Here is a 21,384-nt window from a genome sequence, read left to right as displayed (position 1 = left end):
ACGCTGCCTGCCTCTGAAAGCCGTCTTTCTCTAAAAGCGACATCCCCGTGATCGACGGCGGTGCGCGGCGTGACCTACATCACCAGGCACGCTCACATCTTTCCCGCGGCCTACCATGACCTGCATCTCACTTGGCGGGGCGCCGTGGAGGGTAGATGGGCCAAAGCGCCGCTCGGAATTCACGTTTGGCCATGTGCAAACGCGCCGCCTAATCGGATACGATACGGTCACATCCGACGCGATTTCTAGCAACATTGCCCTACCAATCCCATTCCGGCAGATCGATTTCCATGTTAGCTGCTTTCGAACGAGTCCTTGGTCTCCCCGACGCGTGGTATTCCGCCCCATCCGCCGGCGTATTGCTCGCCCAAGGCGATGAGCCGACGAGCATGTACGGGATTGCGATCATAGTCGGAATCCTCGTCGCACTGGTCTTTGTCGCGATCCTGGGTTTCTTCCTGATCCAATATGGCAAACTGTGGTTTCAGGCATTCATGTCCGAAGCCGACGTAAAGCTCGCAAACCTGATCCGGATGCACTTCACCAAAGTCAACCCGAACGTGATCGTGCAGGCCAAAGTGATGGCCGCGCAGGCGAAACTGAACATCAGCCGCAGCGACGGGATCAGCACTCATCGGCTCGAGGCACACTATCTCGCCGGCGGAAACGTGATGAACGTGATCCACGCGATCATCGCCGCCCACCGAGCCCGAATCCCATTGGACTTCGATCAAGCCGCCGCAATCGACCTCGCCGGCCGCGACGTCCTCGACGCTGTACAAACGAGTGTGTACCCAAAGGTCATCGATTGCCCCGATCCTAAACGCAGCGGCAAAACAACACTCAGCGCAATCACCAAGAACGGCATCGAACTACGAGTTCGTGCTCGCGTGACCGTGCGTACCAACATCGAACAGTTGATCGGCGGGGCCACCGAAGACACCGTGATCGCGCGTGTCGGCGAAGCGATCATCAGTTCGATCGGATCCGCCGCATCGCATTTCGACGTGCTCGAAAACCCAGACATGATCACGCGTGTGGTCCTGTCGCGTGCACTCGACGCACAAACCGCGTTCGAAATCGTTTCGATCGACATCGCTGACATTGACGTCGGTGAAAACATTGGTGCTCGTTTGCAGAGCGACCAAGCGGAAGCCGACACACGTGTTGCGAGGGCGCAGGCCGAACGCCGGCGTGCCGAGGCCATCGCGCAAGAACAGCAAATGAAAGCACGCGTGTCGGAAAACCGTTCACGTCTCGTGCTCGCCGAAGCGGAAGTGCCTAAAGCCATGGCAGAAGCGTTCCAAGCCGGACGCATCGGCGCGACGGATTCCTCGCTCCCGATGGACCAAGCCACGTGAGCGAAGCTGACTTGTCACAGTCAGATCGGTTCGAGCGACGTTCCTATCGGGTTCGTTTCGAAAACGCTCGCGGCATCTCGCTCGCCGGCATCATCGATCGCCCCATCCGTCCCGCTGCGATCACGCCCACCCTCGAATCGACCTCGGTTCCGGTCGTGGTCTTTAGTCACTGCTTCACATGCAGCAAAGACCTCAAAGCCATCACGCGAATTTCGCGAAGCTTGGCTGAATCCGGCATCGCCGTTCTACGGTACGACATGACCGGTCTCGGCGGCAGCGACGGTGACTTCTCCGAAACGAACTTCTCGACCAACCTGGCCGACCTGACCGCTGCCATCGAGTTCGCTAACGATTCGATTGGCCCAGTGACCGGGCTCATCGGGCATAGTTTCGGCGGCGCGGCCTCTCTGGCGATAGCGGCGGGAATGCCCGCGAATGATCACCATCCGATCTCCGAAACAATTCGGTCTCAAATTGCCGCCGTGGTGAGCATCGCCGCGCCGAGCGACACGCAACATCTCGCCGCCTTGCTGACTCGGCTGAATCCGGCACTCGAGAATGACGAACGTGGCGACGTTGTGATCGGTGGTCGCGCGTGGACCATCACACGGCAAATGCTCGACGATTTCCGATCGCATCAACTCCCCGATCACTTGAATCGAATCCGCAGCCGCGTGCTCGCGTTTCACTCTCCCGTGGATCAAACACTCGGATATGACCACGCTCTTCGAATCGCCGGCCTGATCGAAGACAATGACGGACTTCCGGCGTGTAGCCTGATCACGCTATCGGGCGCCGATCACCTACTCGTCAATGACCCAAGAGACGCGGATTACGTTGCCGAGCTCACCGCGAGTTTTCTCAAACGCTACGCTTCGCAATAACTCTTCGGCAACCTCGGATAGCCGTCGTAGAATCGCCGAATGTAGTGCCGGCCACGCCAGTGTTCTTGATGACGCTGCCAACTCAAACGTTCCAACAGACGATCGCTGATACGAACGTTAGTAACGTGAGCCACGATCGCGTCGGCTCGACGCAATCTCGCAATTTCATTGAGCACATGACACGCCCCGATGAAGGTCCTGTAACTCGTCTCCGATCCACTGCGGATGTAATCGAGTGTCATGAACGAGGGCAGTCCGCGTGGAACATGATAGTCCAACAGGCACTCGTCCCCTCTCAACCGGCCATGATTGGATTCCCACCAAACTTGAGCGATCGATACCGGACTGCGAAGCCAATGCTGTTCGACCGATACCAATCGTCCCGCACGCATGATGATACGTCCACATGTGATCGAGGCGATCGATTCCGACTGCGATTGCAGTGATGTGAAACGGCGGCGGAGCAACATCTCGGGTATCGGTAGATGAGAGTGAGACGGAACAGCTAGGTCAAAAACCTGACGACATCGGCTACATTTGAGCTTTCAAACTTAGCACCCCGCAGCCGTCCACAACGCACATTCTCCGCTCTCATTCGATCAAAGTAACCTCGATGCAAGACGCCACCTCAGCAGAATCCGCATCACCCGCTCAACCCAACAAGCCACCTGCGAGAACCGTGTGGCAGCAAATTCGCAGCGTGACCATCACCGTGGCCGTGGCCTACGTGGTTATCTGCCTTGCGATGGTCCTCATGGAAACGCGATTGGTCTTCCCCGGCGCCTATCTCGATCCCACTCCACCGTTCGACGCACTGCGTTTTACCCCCGCCAATCCGATCACCGGACGGATCACGACGCTCGACTACACCGCTGAAGACCAGATGAAACTGCAGGGTAGGCTGTTAGTCCGAGGCGATGCTGATCGCGTCATCCTGTTCTTGCACGGCAACGAAATCCGTGCGATGGAAATGGATGACTGGACCGCTCGCCTCTCCGAGTCAATGAACGCCACCGTATTAACGGCCGAGTACCGAGGATTCCAGGGAGAAGACTTCACGCCTACCGAATCAACGTGCATTGCCGATGCCCAATCTGCACTCGACACGTTGTCCGAGATCACCAACGTCCCACACGAACAGATCACGATCTATTCACGTTCACTCGGCGGTGGCATCGCGGGAGGGTTGGTTGAACGGATGCAAGAACGCGGCATCCCACCGCACTCGCTTGTCTTGGATCGGACGTTCGACAGCACCGTCAGCGTCGGCGCCGACCGGTTCGTTTGGTTGCCAGTACGATGGCTGATGCGGAACCGTTTCGACACGGCCTCACGATTGAAAGACTTCAAAGGCTGTGTCGTTCAGATCCACGGAACACCCGATCGGATCGTTCCAATGAAAAACGGCAAACAACTTTTCGATTCCCTCAACACGCCCTACAAGTCGTGGATCGAGGTCCCCGACATGTATCACAACGACCGGATCTCCCGAGCAACACTCGATCGAGCGATCGAGGAGCTCAGGAGACTCGAATCCGAGTCGATCAAGACGCGTACTGCTTCAGAGACGGATCTCGCACCGGTTGATCCGAGATGATTCGGTCCGCGAGCACGTCATTGTTTTCCATCACATCCAAATCGGCAGTGGTCCGATACAACGCGATCAAACAAGCGACGGAAACAAACAACGCACAGCCCGTCCAAATCGGATGGTACTGTGGAGCCTGACTGATCGCATCAACCGAAATCAGGTTTTGCATTCCTGGCAATTTAAGTTCAGCGATACGTCCCAACGAAACCGAGAGAGCGTTGTTGCCGAAGTGAATCAGGATTCCAGGCAACACGCTGCCGGTACGAAGTGCGACCCAGCCCAAGAGGACTCCCATGAAGGTTGCGGAAATGGATTGTTGCAGCACGCCGTGAGAGATACCGAACATGAACGCGGTCACCAAGACCGCACGCACGGGACTGTTGTTTCTCACCAAACCGCCGAAGATGAATCCGCGGAATGCGAGTTCTTCACAGATCGCCGGCACGACCGCCATCAACAAAATCACGGACAACCACGGCGCCGACGCGATGTGTTCACCAAAGGGACGCATCGCCTCGAGAGCCTGTGGACTGAGCGGGTACATTTCGCCGATCAAACCCGCGAGTTGCATGTAGATCGGATGCAACATCACGGCCAGAACCGAGACCAGAGACCAAACTCGCCAATTCACCGAGTTCAAACGAAGACTCGTCTTTAGCGACGTCGTCATCATCGTCGCCATCAACAACGTCGGGGCGAGAATGAGACCAAACTGTGGCAAGAACACTAATTTGGCGATACCGCCAAAGGTGTCAGGCATCTCCGTCACGGCGAGCTTACCGAAGAACAACGCGACCAAAATAACCGCACCACAACCAAACGCGATCGTCGGAGTCGCCGCGCGTTGACGGTCGCGCCACAAGTGCCGCATCCACGCGCCGAGTTCCCATTGGTCTCCATCGCCAAAGAGCACCGACTCCGACTCGAATTGGCGTTTCGCCCAACGGGTTGCAATGTACAAACATCCGGAGGTCACAACCGCAACCATCGGCAAGAACGTTAAGGCCTCGAAGTGCTGGCCCTCGACCAAACTACGAACCAACAAAAACATGCCTGTCACCGGTATCAAACTCGTACCGAGGTTCAGCGTCGTGCCGGGCAACATCGGCAATAACACGAGCGGCAACGTGACCATCATTAATGGCATCAGGTAGTATTGCCCCTCTTTGCTACTGCGGGCCATGGCGGCAACGGCAAGAGCCAATGCACTAAACAGCGCCGACAATGGAATCAGCGCGACGAGCAACCACAGCATCGGGATTAACGGCGGCGCCCCCATCGAAGATCCAGCAGGCCCGACGCCGATTTGATTGAACACAAACGAACTCGTAACCAACATCGACGAGGCATTGAGTATCGCCGTCATCATGCTGAACGTCATGACCGCGCCCAATTTGCCCCAAACGATTTCTTCTCGCAACGCGGGACTGCACAGCAACGTCTCGAGTGTCCCTCGCTCCTTCTCGCCAGCGACCAAATCGATTGCCGGATAGAAGGCACCTGTCATAGCCCAAACCAGCATAATAAACGGCAGTAACTTCGACCAAAACGCCGCCTCGCGGGTTCGTTCCGGTGCGATATCGCAATCATTAATTTGAAACGGATCGAGCACGGAGAGCTCGACCCCGGCATCGGCCAATCGGCTCCGCACCCATGTGCCTCGCCAACGATTCAAAATCGACACCATGCGATCTTTCGCAATCATCGATTGATCCGATGCGACGTTGTAGTAAACACCAATCGAAGCCGCTTCGCCGGCCAAATCTTCTGCGGAGAAATTGGAGACGTCCACCGCGAGAGGTTGATTCACGCAAACGACACAATCGAACGTTTGATCTCGCACCCAATCCTGAGCCCGTGTTTCGAGATCACCTGATCGAGAGAGTTCGGCCGCTTGATACGCGTACACATCAATATTTGAATTGGAATCCCAAAGAGCTTTAGGGAAACGGAACGATGTCAACTCGCTCGCACCCAAAGGATGAACTCTCGCCGATTCCGTTGCCTCATCATCCCCTTCGTTCTGGACTACCAGCAATGGCGAAACCAACGAGTCTGCACCGACCGATTCCAAATTTTCGGTAACATGCTCAACACCGATAACGCAAACCGAAATCGTGTGTTGGCGTGTGAACTGCGCGATCTGCAACAACAGCATGCCCACTAACGGATACAGCAGCATCGGCAATACTGCGATCGTGAACAAGGTTCGCCGATCACGCAGTTGGTCACGCATCTCACGCGTGTAGATCAATCGGATTGCATTAAACCGAGGCCGCCCCGCTCGCTGAGCGGTTTTACGTTTTTCCTTTGACGATTGGCTCACTGTGCCACCTCCATTCCTTGTGCGTCGATTGTATGCGTGGCGTCTTCGTGTGAACTGAGCAACGAAAAGAAAAGTTCCTCAAAGTCAGTCTCTTGGTGTCGCTGAGTCAATTCGTCGAGCGTTCCCGAATCGAGAATACGGCCTTGGTGCATGATCGCGATTCGATCGCACAACCGCTCGACTTCGCTCATGATGTGAGTCGAAAAGATGAGGCACTTCCCGGCGTCTCGCAGTTCACGGATCACTCCGAGCAAATTGCGAGCAACGAGCACGTCGAGCCCCAGTGTTGCTTCGTCAAAGATCAGTACTGGTGGATCGTGGACGAGTGCCCGCGCGATCGAAACTTTTTGACGCATGCCCGTCGACATTTTGCCGCCGGGGACATCGCGAAATTCGTTCATCCGTAACTGGTCGAATAGTTTTTCGAGTCGCTCAGTAAGTGCATCGCTCGCCATCCCGTGCAGACGGCCAAAGTATTCCACCATTTCCCACGCCGTCATACGGTCGTAAATCGCGGTGTTGTTGCTGACAAATCCGATCCGCCGTCGAACCTCGGCGGGCTCGTGGGCGACGTCGTATCCGTCGATCGTCGCGATTCCCGATGTGGGGCGGAGAACGGTCGAGAGGATTCGCAGGACAGTGGTTTTGCCTGCCCCGTTAGGACCGAGCAAGCCGAAAATCTCGCCCGGTCGGACAGTAAAGCTGACGTGATCGACAGCCCGAAACCTTCCTCTTCGAAGGTCTTCGTAGGTTTTCGTAAGATGTTGAACTTGGATCATAGAAGCCGGCGGTGCTAGCGAGGCGGCGGACAATTGCGTTGGTAGAACATGAGACGCTCTGAGCAACCGTAAGCCGAAAATATTGTCGGTGAACGAATTGTTGCCTCGGCATTCATCCTCGACCCAGATGATGTCGCGCGGCGATCGGGTTGTAGTAATTACGCCGAATAGAACCGGCCATAGACGCATGCCGGAATCGCCGAAACAGTGCTATACTCGCGGCCCCGCCGTCTGCATTTAAAGTCCCGCCAACAAGGCCCTCGCATGCAAGATACGCCCGCTCAATCGGAACCCTCCAACGCACCCGTCTCGCCCTCCGGTGAGTCAGATGTTCCCCTAACCACACTGCAACCATCGACGATCATCATCCTGCTCTCCGCGATGATGTTCTTGCAGTTCTTCGCGTGGGGTTCCTGGTTTGCAACGCTCTCCGCGGCAATGGACACTCACCTGCTAGGTGCCTTCATCGGAGGTGCGTATGAGTCGGCACCGATAGCGGCGATTTTCGCGCCACTGTTCCTCGGACTGGTCGCCGACCGGTTCTTTTCTTCTGAGAAAGTAATGGGAACACTGATGCTACTCGGCGGCGGCATCATGCTGGTCATTCCTGGATTGGCCGAAAGCGCGTCTGCTTTTGCGGCACAATCTGCTGCCGAAATGAAAGCGAACGGAACGTACGACGCCGCCACGTTTCTGGCAACTCAATCAGCCGATAACACCGCGGGCAAGTCGCTCGTTTGGATGATTCTCGCGTACTTGTTGTGCTACATGCCAACGCTGGGATTGGGTAACACGATCGCGTTCACCCACATCCCCAGCCAAGACCAATTCCCCAAAATCCGTGTATGGGGCACGATCGGTTGGATCGTCGCCGGATTGACGCTCGGCATTCTTGGATGGTCGGCTTCGTACAACATCTTCTGGCTCGGTGCGGCCAGTTCACTCGCCTTGGGTGCGTTGTGTTTCTTCTTACCCAACACCCCACCGCCGTTGCGTGGCCAACCGATGGACGTTCGATCGTTGTTAATGGTCGACGCTTTCAAACTGCTAGCCAACTGGAACTTCTTTGTCTTCGCAGTTTGCTCGACGCTGATTTGCATCCCGTTGGCGTACTACTACGGAATGACGGCGACCTACCTGAATCAAACCGGCTTTGCCGAACCAGGTGCCACGATGACGATCGGACAAATGTCTGAAATCATCTTCATGTTGCTGATCCCTTTCTTCTTTCGTCGTCTCGGCGTGAAGATCATGATTTTGGTCGGGATGGCTTGTTGGTTCATCCGATATGTCTTGTTCGCACTCGGTGCGGCTGATCAAACGACCTGGATGCTGCTGCTCGCCGTGGCGCTGCATGGTATTTGCTATGACTTCTTTTTCGTCACCGGGTTCATGTATACCGACGCGAAAGCACCGAAGGCCATCCGCGGGCAGGCTCAAGGTTTGTTGGTGTTTTTAACTCAGGGTGTCGGAATGTTCTTCGGGTACCGCATCATGGCCGGCGGCAACCTGTTCGGCTTCATCCCGCTGAACCTCACCTTCGGAAACTACGGCAACCAAGTGACCGCAGCGCCGCAGTACGTCGAAGCACTCAGTGCGGCGAGGGGTGAAGCGACCTCGTCGACATTCCTGCAGACATTTACGAAAATGTTTTCACGGAGCCTGCCCGAATCCCTCGACCCCGCGATCTTGGCTGAAACAATGGCGCAGTGGCGAGATTTCTGGCTGTCGCCGGCAATCATGGCGGCTGCGATTTTCGTGCTGTTCGCGGTCTCGTTCTGGGATCGCACGAAAACTGGTAGCGACGGAAACAGCTAACTCGCTCGGATAAAGACGGTACACTGGAGGGTGTCCGCCTCCCGCACCTCACACCTCCAAGCATCACCTTGTCACTGCCTTTCCGCATCGGCTTCGAGTCCCCCGGATATCTGCTTTGCCTCGCCGTGCTGCCATTGATTTGGTATTTGGGGTGGCGACATCTCGGCGTTCTCGGCCCTGTCCGCCGATGGGTCGCGTTACTAGCCCGGACACTCGTCTGGGCAGGGATCGTCGCTGCGTTGGCGGGCATCCAACTCGTCTGGACGAGCGACCGCGTCACGGTCATGTACGTTCTGGATCAGAGCGAGAGCATCCCGCTGACGAAGCGGACGGCAATGCTCGACTTTGTCATCGCAGCAGTTTCGAAACACCGCAACGATGCTCGCGGGGACCGCGCAGGACTGATCGTGTTCGGACGCGACGCGACGATTGAGATTCCGCCCTACGACGATGACGTGCCGCCGATGCGACGGCTCGAGAGCCTTCTCGAACGCACCGACGCGACCAACCTCGAGGCGGCGTTAAACCTCGCCCAGGCTTCGATGCCCGAAGACACTGCGCGGCGAATCGTCATCGTTACCGACGGAAACGAAAACATCGGGCAGGCCCGCTCAATGGCCAGCCGTTTGGCCGACGCCGGAATCGGAATCGACATCGTCCCCGTCATCTCGCAAGCCGGCGAAGAAGTCCTCGTCGAAAAGATCGACCTGCCGTCAAACATCCGCAAAGGACAACCGTTCGAAGCTCGGATCGTGATCGACCGCCAGGGCGAACGCGGCAACGCTAGCGGCACGGGGACCGACGATGCCGCGAGCAGCCAAGACGATGATGGCGCCGGACCTCCCGTCCGTGGCCGCCTGAGAGTGAAGCAGGTAGTCGGTGGCGAAGAATCCCTGCTACTCGAACAAACCATTGAGCTGGCCCCCGGTAAGAACGTGTTTCCGATGCGACACACGATCGACCAACCTGCCGCCTACACCTACGAAGCGGAGTTCATTGCCGACTCCGAGGCAGACGACGTCCTCACGCAAAACAACTCAGCCACCGGCTACACCTACGTACGCGGCAAAGGCCGTATCCTCTTAATTCATTCGCCCGGCAAACTGGATGACTACGAATTAATGATGTCCGCACTTCGCGACGCGAACATCGAAGTCACGCCGATGTCGACCGATCGATTGTTTGGATCGATCGCGGAACTGCAACCCTACGACGCTGTTATCCTCGGTGGTGTGCCACGCGTCGACAGCGACAGTTCCAATAAAGTCTCATCGTTCACCGACGCACAGATCGAGATGCTGGTCCGCAACACACAACAACTCGGTGCCGGCTTAATGATGATCGGAGGCCCCGATGCACTCGGCGCCGGCGGTTGGACGGGCACCGAAATCGAAAAGGCCATGCCCGTTGATTTCAAGATCCGCAATGCCAAAGTGAACGCCGTCGGGGCACTCGCGTTGATCATGCACGCCAGTGAAATGGCACAGGGGAACTACTGGCAAAAGAAGATTGCCGAGGCTGCGATCACACAACTCGGTGGGTCTGACCTCGCGGGCGTTTTGCACTGGTCGCCAAGCGGTGACAAATGGCTCTGGGGCGGATCCAAAGGCTTGCTGCAAGTCGGACCGAATCGAAAAGCGATGCTCGCGTCACTCGGACGAATGACCCCCGGGGACATGCCTGAATTTGATCCCGCGATGCGAATGGCTGTCGCTGGATTGGCCCGAACCAGCGCCGCAATGAAGCACTGCATCATCATCAGTGACGGCGATCCGAGCCCTCCTTCCTCCGGCGTCATCAAGGCATTCAAAGACAACAACATCACGGTCAGCACCGTCGCCGTCGAATCCCACGGAACGACCGGCAGCACGCAATTGCGAAAGATCGCTCAATCCACCGGAGGCAAATACTACGAGGTGAAATCAGGCCGAGCACTCCCCGCGATCTTCCAACGCGAAGCCCGGCGGGTATCGAGGCCACTTGTTTTCGAACCCGAAGGCGGCGCACTGCCTGAGGTTGTGTTCCCGCATGTCGCCCTCGACGGAATCGATACTGCAATCCCGCCGATCCGCGGGTTCGTGATGACGCAGACCAAATCCAGCCCGCTGGCACAGGTCGTCCTGCGCTCCCCCAAACCAGAGACTCCGGAAAACGCAACTGTCCTGGCGACATGGAACTATGGCCTCGGCCGTACCGCCGTGCTGACCACGGACGCCGGACAACGATGGGCAGCCGAATGGGTACAATGGCCGGGCTACGAGAAGTTGCATTCACAACTCGTGCGTTGGCTAATGCGGCCAACCGGCGACACGGGTCAATTTTCACTGGCGACCCAAGTCAATGACGGCCAAGTCGATGTGATCGTGACGGCACTCAGCGACGACGATCAATTCTTGAACTTCCTCGAGGTTGCGGGCTCGGTACTCGATCCGTCTCTCGAACCGCTCCCGCTTCGGATGGAACAAGTAGCACCGGGAAGATACTCCGGCAGCTTTCCGATCGATCGAGCGGGAACGTACTTCGTCAACGTCTTACCGGGATCCGGCAACGCTCCCCTGAGCACCGGAGTGACGGTCCCTTACAGCGACGAGTTTCGCTATCGCCAATCCAACCAAGCACTGATGGCTCAGTTGGCATCACTCAGTCCCAAAGGGGGACAACCCGGAGAAGTCACGGCGCCGCTCGACGAACAGGTATCCGATGCGGTCCTCGCGAGTGACGCCTTCCGTGGTGGCCTCCCGCTGGCACGCCGTATCCGCGACGCTTGGCCATGGTTTGTTTTGATTGCGGCCGGACTGTTCTTCACCGACGTGCTCGTCCGCCGCGTCGCGATCCGATTCGGCTTTCTCAAAACATGGTGGGATCAATGGACAGGCAAAGGGCAGCCTGAGCTCGCGACGGTCGCCCGGCTCGACCAACTCAAACAACAAAAAGACGCGATCAACGCCTCAAGTGCGGCCCGGCGATCTGGTACGCGGTTTGACCCGACATCTGTTCCCGCCGGCATCGGCACGAAAGGCGGACCAGCGGAAACAACGCTGCCAGGGAAATCGGAGATAGCCAATGATTCCTCCGACACCGCGAAAGAACCTACCTCCGAATCCAGCTACACCGAACGACTCCTCGAAGCCAAGCGGCGTGCTCGTAAGAAGTAAACGTCGACGACTCAGTCGTTCGCGTCAGGCGTAGCGTCATCACCGCCGCTGCCATCGTCGGCGGCACCATCGACATGATCGTCATCGTGATCATCGAAGCCTTCTTCGCCTTCAAAAAACTCATCGGCGCCAGGCAACTTCGGATCCAGGGGAGCACGCTTGCGGAGCTTCCGTTGCAGCGACCGGCGGTGAATACCTAGCCGGCGAGCCGCCTCCGAAATGTTGTTATTGCAATCAGCGAGCACTCGGTGGATATGCTCCCATTCGTTGCGTGCCAGCGACGGGGCAGGGAACGCGAGACCTCCCTCAGGCACCAACGGTTCTTCACCACGAACAAACGCAGAGAGGATGTCGTCCGCATCGGCGGGCTTGCTGAGAAAGTTAACCGCACCGGCTCGAACAGCATCGATGGACGCCGGAATACTGCCGAATCCGGACAACATGATGATGCGGCAATCGGGTTTGATTTGCAAAAGCTTACGCAGCAAATCTAAGCCGCTGCGGCCAGGCATTCGCAAATCCAAAACCGCCAAATCGGTCGGAGCGTGAGTAAAAACGCTCACCGCCTCGTCGAAATTCCCGGCCGTTCGTACTTCTAAGCCACGGCTTCGCATCGCCATAGCAAGCCGTTCGCGAAGAACTTCCGTGTCGTCGACCAGCATGATCGACTTTGCCCCTACCGTTTCAGCGGTACATGCATCGGAAGGGTCTGGGTATTCAGGTGAAAAACTCACAAGTAACGCCGCATAATAAATGGAGAGAAGCAAATGCACGTGCCTAAAGCATCGTCGTCGCGGGCCATTTTTTCAACACCCCAACGGCCAGAACGCGAGCTTTTCAGCCCCGGTACCGCGGTTTTGATCTCACCGTGCTGGCCAATGGCAACGCAACCGTCGCTGTCGTCCCCTCTCCTGGGACGCTGTCGAAACTCAGCCGACCACCGAGTCGCGTGATCACGTTGCGAGTCAGAAACAGCCCCAATCCGATTCCGCGCCCCGGCTCCTTCGTCGTAAAAAACGGGTCTCCAGCCCGATCCACGACATCGCTCGACATCCCGTGCCCTTGATCGACGACGCGAAGAGTCACCTCTTTCCCGTTCCGCTCCGCCTGCACAGTTACCGTCTCGTCGGCGCCACTGGCGTCCAAAGCGTTGTGAATCAAATTCCGAATCGCCTGGGCAACCGCTTCTTCGGGCAACCACATCGGCTGCCGTTCCCACGCCGGCGTGTCCAAATCAATCTCACCGCCTCCGGCAATCTCACCGCCTCGGGAATCGACCGTCGCCGTCTCATGCTCTGGATCCAACACCCAGGCTCCCGCCGGTTCGAGAATTTCGACTCGGTGCGGGTCCCGGATACCATCGAGTGTGGTATCGATCAATTCACCGAGGGTCGTGCGGTTCCACTGATCGGCGACCGCATCTCCCGCGGCAGATCGCATGCGAGCGAGAATCTGTCGACACATATGCAACTGTCCATCGATCAATCGCAGATCTTCGTCAATCGACTCCGGCTTCGCCACCGACTCGAGATGGCGAGTGAGTTCACGGCACGCAACGTCAATCGTCGACAGCGGCGTTGCCAATTCGTGTGCTGCTCCCGCAGCAAGAGTCGTCAGTCCTTCCAGGCGCATCGCGTCGGCCCGCTCCGATTGACTCCGTCGCAAATCCTCTTCGCGATCACGCAGTTGCCGAGACGTACGCGCGACGAAGTACGTGATCACCGTTCCACACGCGACAAACGCAAGCAAAGAAGCGATATCCCGCATTCCCAACTCGCCCAAATGCACGGGGGAAGGATCGATCGTCTGCACGCTGAGCCCACGCACCGGCCACGACTCGAGCAGCAAAACCGAATAGCCCAGCACCGCGAGCCCCGTCAACGCCCACGCGGCCACCGGCTGCAACATCACCCCACCGACGGCGAGGTTCACAAAGTAGAAAAAACAGAACGGGTTATCAGCACCGCCACTGAAATACAGCATCGCCGTCAGCGTCACGAGATCGAGCGCCATTAACGCAAACGCGACCCGCAATGGAATCACGCTGTTGGCGTCGACAACGACGCCATGTTCGTAGCGTGACAGCCACCATCCATATACAAAGTTCGTGCACGCAGTCAGCGCAACAAACACCAACAACGGGACCAGCGGCAACGCCGTCGACGTGACCGGGTTTGCCAACACGATCGCGATCAGCTGGCCAATGCTCGCGAACGAACGCAAACGCAACAACCATGTCGACGAGCCTAAGGGTGCATGGGAAATCAACACCATTTTAGTGCGTTTCTCGCCTCGTCAGCTCGTCTCGCAACTTCGCCGCTAACTCATAATGTTCCTGCTCAACAGCATGCTCGAGACGTTCACGAAGCGTTTGGCCTACCGAATACTCCGTTCGCAACGATTCACGTAATTCCACCAGACGGACAATCAACTCGTCTTCGTCAAAGTGCTCTTCCGCATCGTGCTTTACAAAGAACGCACGCAGTGTCTCCAACCCTCGATTGATCGCTTGGATCGCTTCCTCGGGCGTGTTCTCTTCGAGCTCGCCGAGTGCCTCGGCCTGCGTGCGGTGAAACAAAACGAACGGTCGATACTGCTCGTGAGTCGACGACCACTCCGGATCATCCGACATATCTTCGCATAAATCCATCAGCCGCAGCGTATGATCAGCGTCCATCACCGCGCGATGATAAAACTGCAACCTCAGCCAACAAATCCGTCGGTGATAAAACTGCATGAACTCTCGATCGATCTCATTGCAATCACGCTCAGTGAGTTCGTACTCCGGCTCATTGAGCCGGCACAAATTCAAATGTTCGAGATAGCTATCGGACCCATTGATCAACTCACCGTCTGGCCGCCCCGTCGTTTCGAGCTGCAAAATCCCCATGTCAACACGCATCTGCAAGACGTCTCGGTCGTCCTTACCTTTGATCATGCGAACATTGAGAGTTGCCGGGTCGAATGCCCATCGCTTCAACAGATCGTCCAGGTGCCGGGGGCGTTTCATGAATGAATTAATTGAGAGTGCGTATTGATTGCTAAAACAGAAAGCATCTGCGTCGTGCCGTAGCCGAGACACGCAAAAACCTTCGATGTCGCCGCCCCCGGAAACACTCGATCCCCAAGGCCTTCGACGGGATCGGACTCGACCCAACACTCTAGTATATCACCGTATTGCCCCAGGTGAACCTTCATTCGTCGCTCCCCGGACCAAGCGGCCAACCGGATCAGTCGTCGCGACCGGGACTGCCACGCAATCGTTTCTTTTGCGATTGACGCCGTTTTCCTTCCACACGGCGTTTTTTACTACCCAACGTTGGACGCGTCGGCGTGCGGGTTTTCGGAGGCAATCGACACTCAAGCAACATCGCAACGAGACGGGATCGAGCATCCGCCAAATTGCGAATCTGATCTCGAGTTTTTTCGCTATGAAGGACCAATTCGCCTTCGCGATTGATACGGGTCGAAAATCGCGACTCAAATCGGTGACGCCAACCATCGTCAAACCCGGGTTGCGTCTTGGGCACCCAACGAAGCGTGACCTTGGAATTCACCTTGTTCACGTTCTGCCCGCCCGGCCCGCTGCTCCGCGTCGCCGACCATGAAAGCTCCGCTTCCGGAATCGTGAATCGTTTCGTGACGGTCAAATCAGACATGAGTATGCGATCGAGACAACATTTTTCTTCTTAAGCGAAACAATAGAGAGCGAAAACGATGCCACAGGTTCGCAAATCCAAACCGCGAACGACGCACTACGAATCACCCGGTAAGCCGGGCCCGCCCTCAAAAACCATACTCGACCTTCGGCAATCTTGCTACGATGAAACATCCCCTCGTGCCATATCCCGCCACACCGCGAGAGCCCCGCACCGATGACCACCGATCATTCCCTTGGCGACGGCATCTTCTTCCACCAGGACGACTACGCAGGGTTCACGCGCCGAGTCATTGTGATGCTGATCGATTCGTTCGTCCTGATATTGCTGAGCTTCGCAACGCTGATCGCGATGACATTTGCTGAAACAATCTGGCCTGATACCGACTTCACTGTCGCATCGATTTTCGGCTCCCTCGTCCTCGCGTGGATTTATCTCACTGTACTGAAACGTTCACGCTTTCGAACACTCGGATACCGGCTAGCCGACCTTCGCATCACAACGACCACGGGTGTCCAACCGTCTCTCTTGACGATGACGTTTCGAATGCTGATGTGGGGCTTCGGTCCCGTCAATTTCCTGATGGACCTTGTCTGGATCGCGGCCGACACGGAACGCCAAACGATACGAGACTGCTTGGCTGGCACCTATGTCGTCCGGCAAAACGCACACCCCGCCGGAACGGCGCCAATGCACTTGGCCCGCTACTGCGGCCTAGGACTCACGCTGGCCTACCCACGCGTGGTCCACCACGAACCAACTGTATAAGCGCAACCGCGCTGTTTCATCCCAATACAATTCGCGCGACGTTGATGTAAATCACAATGCCAAGGATATCGACAATCCCCGCAACGAAGGGATTGCTCATCAGCGCGGGGTCTAACCCCAATCGCTTAAACATGATCGGTAACGTCACGCCACACAAACACCCACAAAAGATGACTGACACCAAAGTCACGGGGATTACCGTCGCGGCCAAAACCGTTGGGGCAACAAAGATCGCGACGCCAAATCCGATCATCGACAGGAACCCACCGAGCAACAGCGAAACGCAGACTTCACGCGAAAGCACCTTCGGCAAATCAGTCAGTTTCACTTCGCCGCCCGTCATCGCGGTGATAACCAGGGTGGCCGACTGGCTGCCCGAGTTCCCACCCGAACTGATAATCAACGGGATAAACCAGACCAGCCAACCGTGGACCGCCAACTCGGCCTCGTAATGCCGCAACGCGAACGCGGTCAACAAGGCCGCAAAGAACAAGATCGTTAACCACAACCCTCGCTTATACGACAGCACCAACAAACCGATCTGCAGAAAGTCGCCCTCCAAGGGCGCAACCGCCGCAATCCGCTGGGCGTCCTCAGTCAACTCTTCACGAACGACATCAATCACATCATCGTGCGTGATAATGCCGAGCATTTGGCGGCCCGAATCGATAACCGGAATCGCCAGCAAATTAAACCGTTCGACCTTTTCGGCGACCGACTCCTGGTCCTCTCCAGCGAGCGCAACGACCACGTCGGTTTCCATCATTTCGCCGAGCGTGATCGACTTATTCTTGAGCGACGAAACCAACTGCCGCGTCGAAACGATCCCGCGCAGCAAGTTGTTATCGTCGACGACATAGAGGTAATAGATCGTCTCGAGATCGCTCGCCTGCCTGCCCAACTCATCAAGCGCCTCGACCACGGTCAGTCGTTCGCCCAACTTGGCGACCTCCGTGGTCATCAACGCACCGGCAGTCCCTTCGGCAAACGAACGCAATCGCTCGATGTTGCGGCGTTCACTCGCCGGCAGCAACTTCAGAATTTCATGAACCGACTCGGCGGGCAGCCCCTGAATCAAGTCAACGCGATCATCCTCAGGAATCTCCTCAATCAGCACCGCCGTCTGATCGGCGGGCTCACTGGCGAGCATTGAGAGCTGCCGGCTTTCGTCGAAGTAGCTGAAGATTTCAGCCCGCCGATCTGGTTCGGCGTACTGCAACACCCTCCACATCTCCGCGTCATCGAGCCCTTCCATGAACTCGGCCGTGCGCCCGGGATTTAGCGCAACACAAAATTCACGAAGCTCAGCCTCTTGCTCGAACGCGAGCATTTCGCGCAGTTCAGGCAGGAAAAGAGTATTGACCAAATGACGGTCCCATAGATTGGATGAATGCGACTAATTGCGACTAGGCTACGATCGGCGGGGCGGGCTGATGGCAACTTGCACAATGCAACGCACCCAACCCCCACGCAATTTTCTCGCACGGAACGCCCTGAACCTCCACCCCGGGACAGAGCTCCTGCAAAATACCGATTGCCCGCTCGTCACTCGCCGCATGAGCGAAAGTGGGAATGAGGATTCGATCGGGTCCGAGCCTTAAAAAATTACAGTAACTCTGCGGAACACTATGCCCATCGACCGTTCGAGGCGGCGGAACCGGCAGCCGATGAGCCGTCACCTCGGGACTGGTCTGCTTGGCCCACAAACGAATCTGACGGAAGTTGGCTTCGAGTGCCTCGGCAAACGGCACGTCCTCACTCTCAGCGACCGCGACCACCACATTCTCCCGATCAACAAATCGAGCGATTTGGTCAATATGCCCATCGGTATCGTCACCGGGAATCAAACCCCCGTCGACCCAAGCAATTTCATCAATCCCGAGATACTGATAGAACCGTTCAGCCAGTTGCTGCGCCGACACCCCGGGATTGCGATTATCGTCGAGCACACATGCCGAATGAACGAGCAGCCGTCCCGAACCATCAGTCTCCAGCGCGCCGCCCTCCAAGGTGAGCTCCGCTTTCAAACACCTCAAACCCGCTGAACGTGCGATCTTCGCCCCGGCCGCCTGATCGAGGTCATGAGGTTCGTACTTCCCCCCCCACGCGTTGAAGTGCCAATTGACGGCGAGCAATCTGTCGCCTTCATGCACGAACGTCGGCCCGAAATCGCGAATCCAACAATCGTTCGTAGGGATATCAACAATTTCGATATCACGGGCGGACGGGCGACTGGTCCCGCTCGAAGAGGTCACCTGAAGCACTCGGCGGCACTGATCGGCGAGATGACCGCTTGCAAGAATTTTAACCGGCGTTGACTCCGCGATCGCGTGAGCAAAGACGCCAAAGGCTTCGGGAATCCCTTCGAAATGACCTGGCCAAGTTTCCAGGTTATGCGGCCACGCCAACCAAACGGCGTCACAGGGTTCCCACTGCGCCGGGAAACGACGCGGCGGCCGAGAAACATCGTTCCCGCCCGCCAAAGAATGGGTAACGCCCAAACTCACTCGGGCTTGATCTCTTCTTTGACCTTCTGGACAAAGTGTGGCGACTTGCCACCTTTGCTCAACTCTTCGGCTCGCTTAACGGCCTCCGATTGCTTGTCAAAATCAAAAACGGCGACCCGCTTGAGGTTTTGGCTGAAAACGCCCCAATAGAGGCGCAACCGCACATCAGCGGCAGCCTTTTTGGTTTTGCGTTTGGAGGCTTTCTTGCGTTTGACCTCGGCTGCCAGCTTTTCAGCAGCATCTGCTTCGGCTGCTTTTGCCTGCCGATTGACGACCTTCCGAGCCATAAATCTCAGCTGTGGGGGTTAGTGGATGTGGTTCACGGGAAATCCACCCAATGCGGGATCAGATTCACCCCTTCGATGCCGGGCTCTTGTCGAGAGGACAAAGCAGCAGAGCAGGGGAGGGACATCAGATCACGAGGCCTGGATGAAACAGATCACGAAGGTTATCCGCTGCAACGCGTTTTGTCATGGGGACGCGGTGGAGAAAAGTTAGGAGAAATACCGCCGAGACTGCCCCGTTTCTCGCAATCCCGCCATTCAAGTGCGACAGAATTTCACTCCATGAGCAAAAATGACCCCTAGGATCGCTATTCGGAACGCCTAGATTCAGCTAGGCTGTTGTTTACTCTCCCGCGGTCGTCACACTAATTGATCCCCGATCAATCCCAGATGAACATCGATGTTCTCTGACCGCTAGAGACACCGACCGTAAGCCGGTTTCGACCAAGCATGCGGGAATATTGACGAGCGGATTCTCTAATCAAACGAGTTTGAACATGCAGGTGAATGTTTCAGCCCGCCACGGCACTCTTCAGCCTGGAGACCAGGATCTGATTGAGGAAAAGGCAATCAAGCTTCGGCGATTGTATGACCGGATCAACGCGATCGAGGTCACGATTGACTTGAAACAACTAGACAAGCCAGTCGTCGAAATAAAGGTTTCCGCCGAGCACGCTGAAGACTCCATCGCTCGAGCTGAAGCAAGCAACGTCCTCGCGGCGTTGGATAATGCGATTCCCAAAGTCGAGCAGCAATTACGCAAGCTCAAAGCACGCAAAACCGGAAACCGGACCGCGGCACACAAACACGTCGAAACAGCAGACGCCGGCGAAGAAGAGTAGACCAAAACTCCCTCGACTCGCCGGCCTTCCGAAATACATCCCATCCCAACCCAAGACAACCACTTTGCTATGAAGTTCTCTGACTTTGTCAAGAAAGACGCGATCCGCGCCAACCTGCAGTCCACCACCAAAGAGGCTGTAATCGATGAACTCGTCCAATCGCTGTTGGATGCCGGCGAAATCGCCGCTGACCAACGCGACGACATCATTGCCGCAATCATGAAACGTGAAGAGCTCGGCAGTACCGGTATCGGACGCGGCGTTGCCGTCCCCCACACCAAACACCCCAGCGTTCCGGAACTCGTCGGCACCGTTGGTGTCAGCGAAGTCGGCGTTGACTTCGATTCACTCGATGGCGAACGCGTTCAGCTGTTCTTCCTTCTGATCAGCCCACCCGAACGCCCCGGCGACCACCTTCGGGCCCTTGAAAACATCTCGCGGCAACTTCGCGATGAATCGTTCTGCCGATTCCTCAAACAGAGCAAAACGGCCGACGACATCCAACAACTGCTGCAAGAAGCCGACGACAACCAGTTCGCCGCTGGCTAACGAAGAGACCGCCACGTAGCCGACCCCAGCGACTTCGGGCAATTTACGACCACTACAAAGGCTCCGCTCCGGCGGTGCCTTTAACGAAAAAATAGTGATCGAACACGCCACTGGGATTCCCTTCAGGCGCCATATCGTTCAAAATTCCGCCATCACCCGGCCTCCTGGTGAACAAATGAACCAGAACCCGCAAGACAACTCAACCCAGCTCCAGAAAACTGTGGTCATCATCAACCCACAGGGGTTGCATGCCCGCCCAGCCGATCTGCTGGTGCGCTGTGCGGACGGTTTTGATTCGACCATCATGATCCAAAAAGGTTCCGAACAAGTTGACTGCCGCAGCATTCTGTCTTTGCTGACGCTGGGCGCAACCGAGGGAACCGAACTGATATTGACCGCCCAAGGACACGACGCCGAAGCAGCCATCACGGCAATCAGCGAACTGTTCGAACTCGGGTTTCATGAATTAGGCCAGCCGTCTCAATAGCAACGAGCAGCCTGGCACCAAAGCGTTTTCAACTCAAACCGGCCCACGCGGTGCGACCCATCGAGCCGCCCCGCGTGCGCCACGACCACACAAAATGCGTTCCACCGAACGCTCCCTGACAACCTATACTTTTTACAAGAGATCACACGTTGCTGTTTGCCTCCAATTTCAACAGGACCTCTAGCCACACTTAAACCCGCACTTTGCTCCGTCCCACCGACGGCTGTACTGACAACCAATCGCCATCCTCCGATCTGCCGCCGTTCCCGCTTGCTAAACTGCCACCACGCGGGCTTGCCACGGATGCTCCAAGGCCGACCGACGCACCACGCCGATTTTGGCAACGTACGATCGGAAGCCCTCATCGGCGTCGG

Annotated in this window: 19 protein-coding genes; 9 read left to right on the top strand and 10 right to left on the bottom strand. The window is 56.8% G+C overall.

The annotated features are described in order from the left end of the window. The first annotated feature begins 389 nt into the window (after positions 1–389). Positions 390–1,361, top strand: a complete 972-nt coding sequence (gene floA, locus FHS27_RS26230; protein WP_246420985.1) for a flotillin-like protein FloA — start codon at positions 390–392, stop codon at positions 1,359–1,361. Beyond that, on the top strand, positions 1,358–2,245 hold the full coding sequence (locus FHS27_RS26225) for an alpha/beta hydrolase family protein (protein WP_184308661.1): 888 nt from the start codon (positions 1,358–1,360) through the stop codon (positions 2,243–2,245). The genes floA and FHS27_RS26225 overlap by 4 nt, the downstream gene beginning before the upstream one ends. Here FHS27_RS26225 and FHS27_RS26220 read toward each other — a convergent pair. Further along, positions 2,230–2,715 carry a hypothetical protein gene (locus tag FHS27_RS26220; RefSeq protein WP_184308659.1) on the bottom strand — a complete coding sequence of 162 codons (486 nt, stop codon included), beginning with the start codon at positions 2,713–2,715 and terminating at the stop codon, positions 2,230–2,232. The two genes, FHS27_RS26225 and FHS27_RS26220, sit on opposite strands and share 16 nt — an antisense overlap. A 143-nt stretch (positions 2,716–2,858) precedes the next feature. Here FHS27_RS26220 and FHS27_RS26215 point away from each other — a divergent pair, with 143 nt between their 5' ends. After that, positions 2,859–3,842, top strand: coding sequence for an alpha/beta hydrolase (locus tag FHS27_RS26215; RefSeq protein ID WP_184308657.1), 984 nt, complete (start codon positions 2,859–2,861; stop codon positions 3,840–3,842). On the opposite strand, the gene FHS27_RS26210 is transcribed toward FHS27_RS26215, so the two are convergent. Continuing rightward, positions 3,790–6,162, bottom strand: coding sequence for an ABC transporter permease subunit/CPBP intramembrane protease (locus FHS27_RS26210; RefSeq protein ID WP_184308655.1), 2,373 nt, complete (start codon positions 6,160–6,162; stop codon positions 3,790–3,792). The two genes, FHS27_RS26215 and FHS27_RS26210, sit on opposite strands and share 53 nt — an antisense overlap. Next, positions 6,159–6,941 carry an ATP-binding cassette domain-containing protein gene (locus FHS27_RS26205; RefSeq protein WP_184308653.1) on the bottom strand — a complete coding sequence of 261 codons (783 nt, stop codon included), beginning with the start codon at positions 6,939–6,941 and terminating at the stop codon, positions 6,159–6,161. The genes FHS27_RS26210 and FHS27_RS26205 overlap by 4 nt, the downstream gene beginning before the upstream one ends. Positions 6,942–7,205: 264 nt before the next feature. Between FHS27_RS26205 and FHS27_RS26200 the strand changes: the two genes are divergently transcribed. Next, on the top strand, positions 7,206–8,759 hold the full coding sequence (locus tag FHS27_RS26200; protein ID WP_184308651.1) for a nucleoside permease: 1,554 nt from the start codon (positions 7,206–7,208) through the stop codon (positions 8,757–8,759). 68 nt (positions 8,760–8,827) lie between these two features. Then, positions 8,828–11,914, top strand: a complete 3,087-nt coding sequence (locus FHS27_RS26195) for a VWA domain-containing protein (protein WP_184308649.1) — start codon at positions 8,828–8,830, stop codon at positions 11,912–11,914. Positions 11,915–11,925: 11 nt separating this feature from the next. Here FHS27_RS26195 and FHS27_RS26190 read toward each other — a convergent pair whose 3' ends face one another. From FHS27_RS26190 to arfB, 4 genes are all read right to left on the bottom strand, one after another. Continuing rightward, a complete protein-coding gene (locus FHS27_RS26190; protein ID WP_184308647.1) occupies positions 11,926–12,648 on the bottom strand; it encodes a response regulator transcription factor in 723 nt (240 codons plus the stop codon). Between the two features lie 103 nt (positions 12,649–12,751). Next, positions 12,752–14,188, bottom strand: a complete 1,437-nt coding sequence (locus FHS27_RS26185) for an ATP-binding protein (protein ID WP_184308645.1) — start codon at positions 14,186–14,188, stop codon at positions 12,752–12,754. A gap of 1 nt (position 14,189) precedes the next feature. Beyond that, positions 14,190–14,924 carry a UvrB/UvrC motif-containing protein gene (locus FHS27_RS26180; protein WP_184308643.1) on the bottom strand — a complete coding sequence of 245 codons (735 nt, stop codon included), beginning with the start codon at positions 14,922–14,924 and terminating at the stop codon, positions 14,190–14,192. Positions 14,925–15,144: 220 nt separating this feature from the next. Continuing rightward, positions 15,145–15,573 (bottom strand): alternative ribosome rescue aminoacyl-tRNA hydrolase ArfB, encoded by a 429-nt coding sequence (gene arfB, locus FHS27_RS26175; RefSeq protein ID WP_184308641.1) that lies wholly within the window; start codon positions 15,571–15,573, stop codon positions 15,145–15,147. A 216-nt stretch (positions 15,574–15,789) separates the two neighbouring features. Here arfB and FHS27_RS26170 point away from each other — a divergent pair, with 216 nt between their 5' ends. Further along, positions 15,790–16,341, top strand: coding sequence for an RDD family protein (locus tag FHS27_RS26170; protein WP_184308638.1), 552 nt, complete (start codon positions 15,790–15,792; stop codon positions 16,339–16,341). Between the two features lie 16 nt (positions 16,342–16,357). On the opposite strand, the gene mgtE is transcribed toward FHS27_RS26170, so the two are convergent. From mgtE to FHS27_RS26155, 3 genes are read right to left on the bottom strand one after another with little or no spacing between them, the layout of a single operon-like run. Beyond that, positions 16,358–17,707, bottom strand: a complete 1,350-nt coding sequence (gene mgtE, locus FHS27_RS26165) for a magnesium transporter (RefSeq protein WP_184308636.1) — start codon at positions 17,705–17,707, stop codon at positions 16,358–16,360. 40 nt (positions 17,708–17,747) lie between these two features. Beyond that, positions 17,748–18,848: an agmatine deiminase family protein gene (locus FHS27_RS26160; RefSeq protein ID WP_184308634.1), complete on the bottom strand. Its 1,101-nt coding sequence runs from the start codon at positions 18,846–18,848 to the stop codon at positions 17,748–17,750. Further along, positions 18,845–19,135 carry a hypothetical protein gene (locus tag FHS27_RS26155; RefSeq protein ID WP_009095086.1) on the bottom strand — a complete coding sequence of 97 codons (291 nt, stop codon included), beginning with the start codon at positions 19,133–19,135 and terminating at the stop codon, positions 18,845–18,847. The genes FHS27_RS26160 and FHS27_RS26155 overlap by 4 nt, the downstream gene beginning before the upstream one ends. Before the next feature lie 494 nt (positions 19,136–19,629). Here FHS27_RS26155 and hpf point away from each other — a divergent pair, with 494 nt between their 5' ends. The 3 genes from hpf to FHS27_RS26140 all read left to right on the top strand — a co-directional run bounded on the left by hpf (position 19,630) and on the right by FHS27_RS26140 (position 21,010). After that, positions 19,630–19,974 (top strand): ribosome hibernation-promoting factor, HPF/YfiA family, encoded by a 345-nt coding sequence (hpf, locus tag FHS27_RS26150; protein WP_044251900.1) that lies wholly within the window; start codon positions 19,630–19,632, stop codon positions 19,972–19,974. A gap of 69 nt (positions 19,975–20,043) precedes the next feature. Further along, positions 20,044–20,523: a PTS sugar transporter subunit IIA gene (locus tag FHS27_RS26145; protein ID WP_009095083.1), complete on the top strand. Its 480-nt coding sequence runs from the start codon at positions 20,044–20,046 to the stop codon at positions 20,521–20,523. Between the two features lie 94 nt (positions 20,524–20,617). Continuing rightward, positions 20,618–21,010, top strand: coding sequence for an HPr family phosphocarrier protein (locus FHS27_RS26140; RefSeq protein ID WP_236624721.1), 393 nt, complete (start codon positions 20,618–20,620; stop codon positions 21,008–21,010). Positions 21,011–21,384: the final 374 nt, after the last annotated feature.

This window comes from Aporhodopirellula rubra (assembly GCF_014192335.1).
Lineage (GTDB): Bacteria > Planctomycetota > Planctomycetia > Pirellulales > Pirellulaceae > Rhodopirellula > Rhodopirellula rubra.
The sequence above is the reverse complement of the archived record's forward strand: the minus strand, read 5'-3'. Positions and strand labels throughout refer to the sequence as shown.

Coding starts and splice junctions, on each gene's coding strand:
- floA (WP_246420985.1), top strand. CDS start 390: ATGTACGGGATTGCGATCATAGTCGGAATCCTCGTCGCACTGGTCTTT.
- FHS27_RS26180 (WP_184308643.1), bottom strand. CDS start 14,924: ATGAAACGCCCCCGGCACCTGGACGATCTGTTGAAGCGATGGGCATTC.
- FHS27_RS26170 (WP_184308638.1), top strand. CDS start 15,790: ATGACCACCGATCATTCCCTTGGCGACGGCATCTTCTTCCACCAGGAC.
- FHS27_RS26205 (WP_184308653.1), bottom strand. CDS start 6,941: ATGATCCAAGTTCAACATCTTACGAAAACCTACGAAGACCTTCGAAGA.
- FHS27_RS26185 (WP_184308645.1), bottom strand. CDS start 14,188: ATGGTGTTGATTTCCCATGCACCCTTAGGCTCGTCGACATGGTTGTTG.
- hpf (WP_044251900.1), top strand. CDS start 19,630: ATGCAGGTGAATGTTTCAGCCCGCCACGGCACTCTTCAGCCTGGAGAC.
- FHS27_RS26220 (WP_184308659.1), bottom strand. CDS start 2,715: ATGTTGCTCCGCCGCCGTTTCACATCACTGCAATCGCAGTCGGAATCG.
- FHS27_RS26155 (WP_009095086.1), bottom strand. CDS start 19,135: ATGGCTCGGAAGGTCGTCAATCGGCAGGCAAAAGCAGCCGAAGCAGAT.
- FHS27_RS26215 (WP_184308657.1), top strand. CDS start 2,859: ATGCAAGACGCCACCTCAGCAGAATCCGCATCACCCGCTCAACCCAAC.
- FHS27_RS26200 (WP_184308651.1), top strand. CDS start 7,206: ATGCAAGATACGCCCGCTCAATCGGAACCCTCCAACGCACCCGTCTCG.
- FHS27_RS26145 (WP_009095083.1), top strand. CDS start 20,044: ATGAAGTTCTCTGACTTTGTCAAGAAAGACGCGATCCGCGCCAACCTG.
- arfB (WP_184308641.1), bottom strand. CDS start 15,573: ATGTCTGATTTGACCGTCACGAAACGATTCACGATTCCGGAAGCGGAG.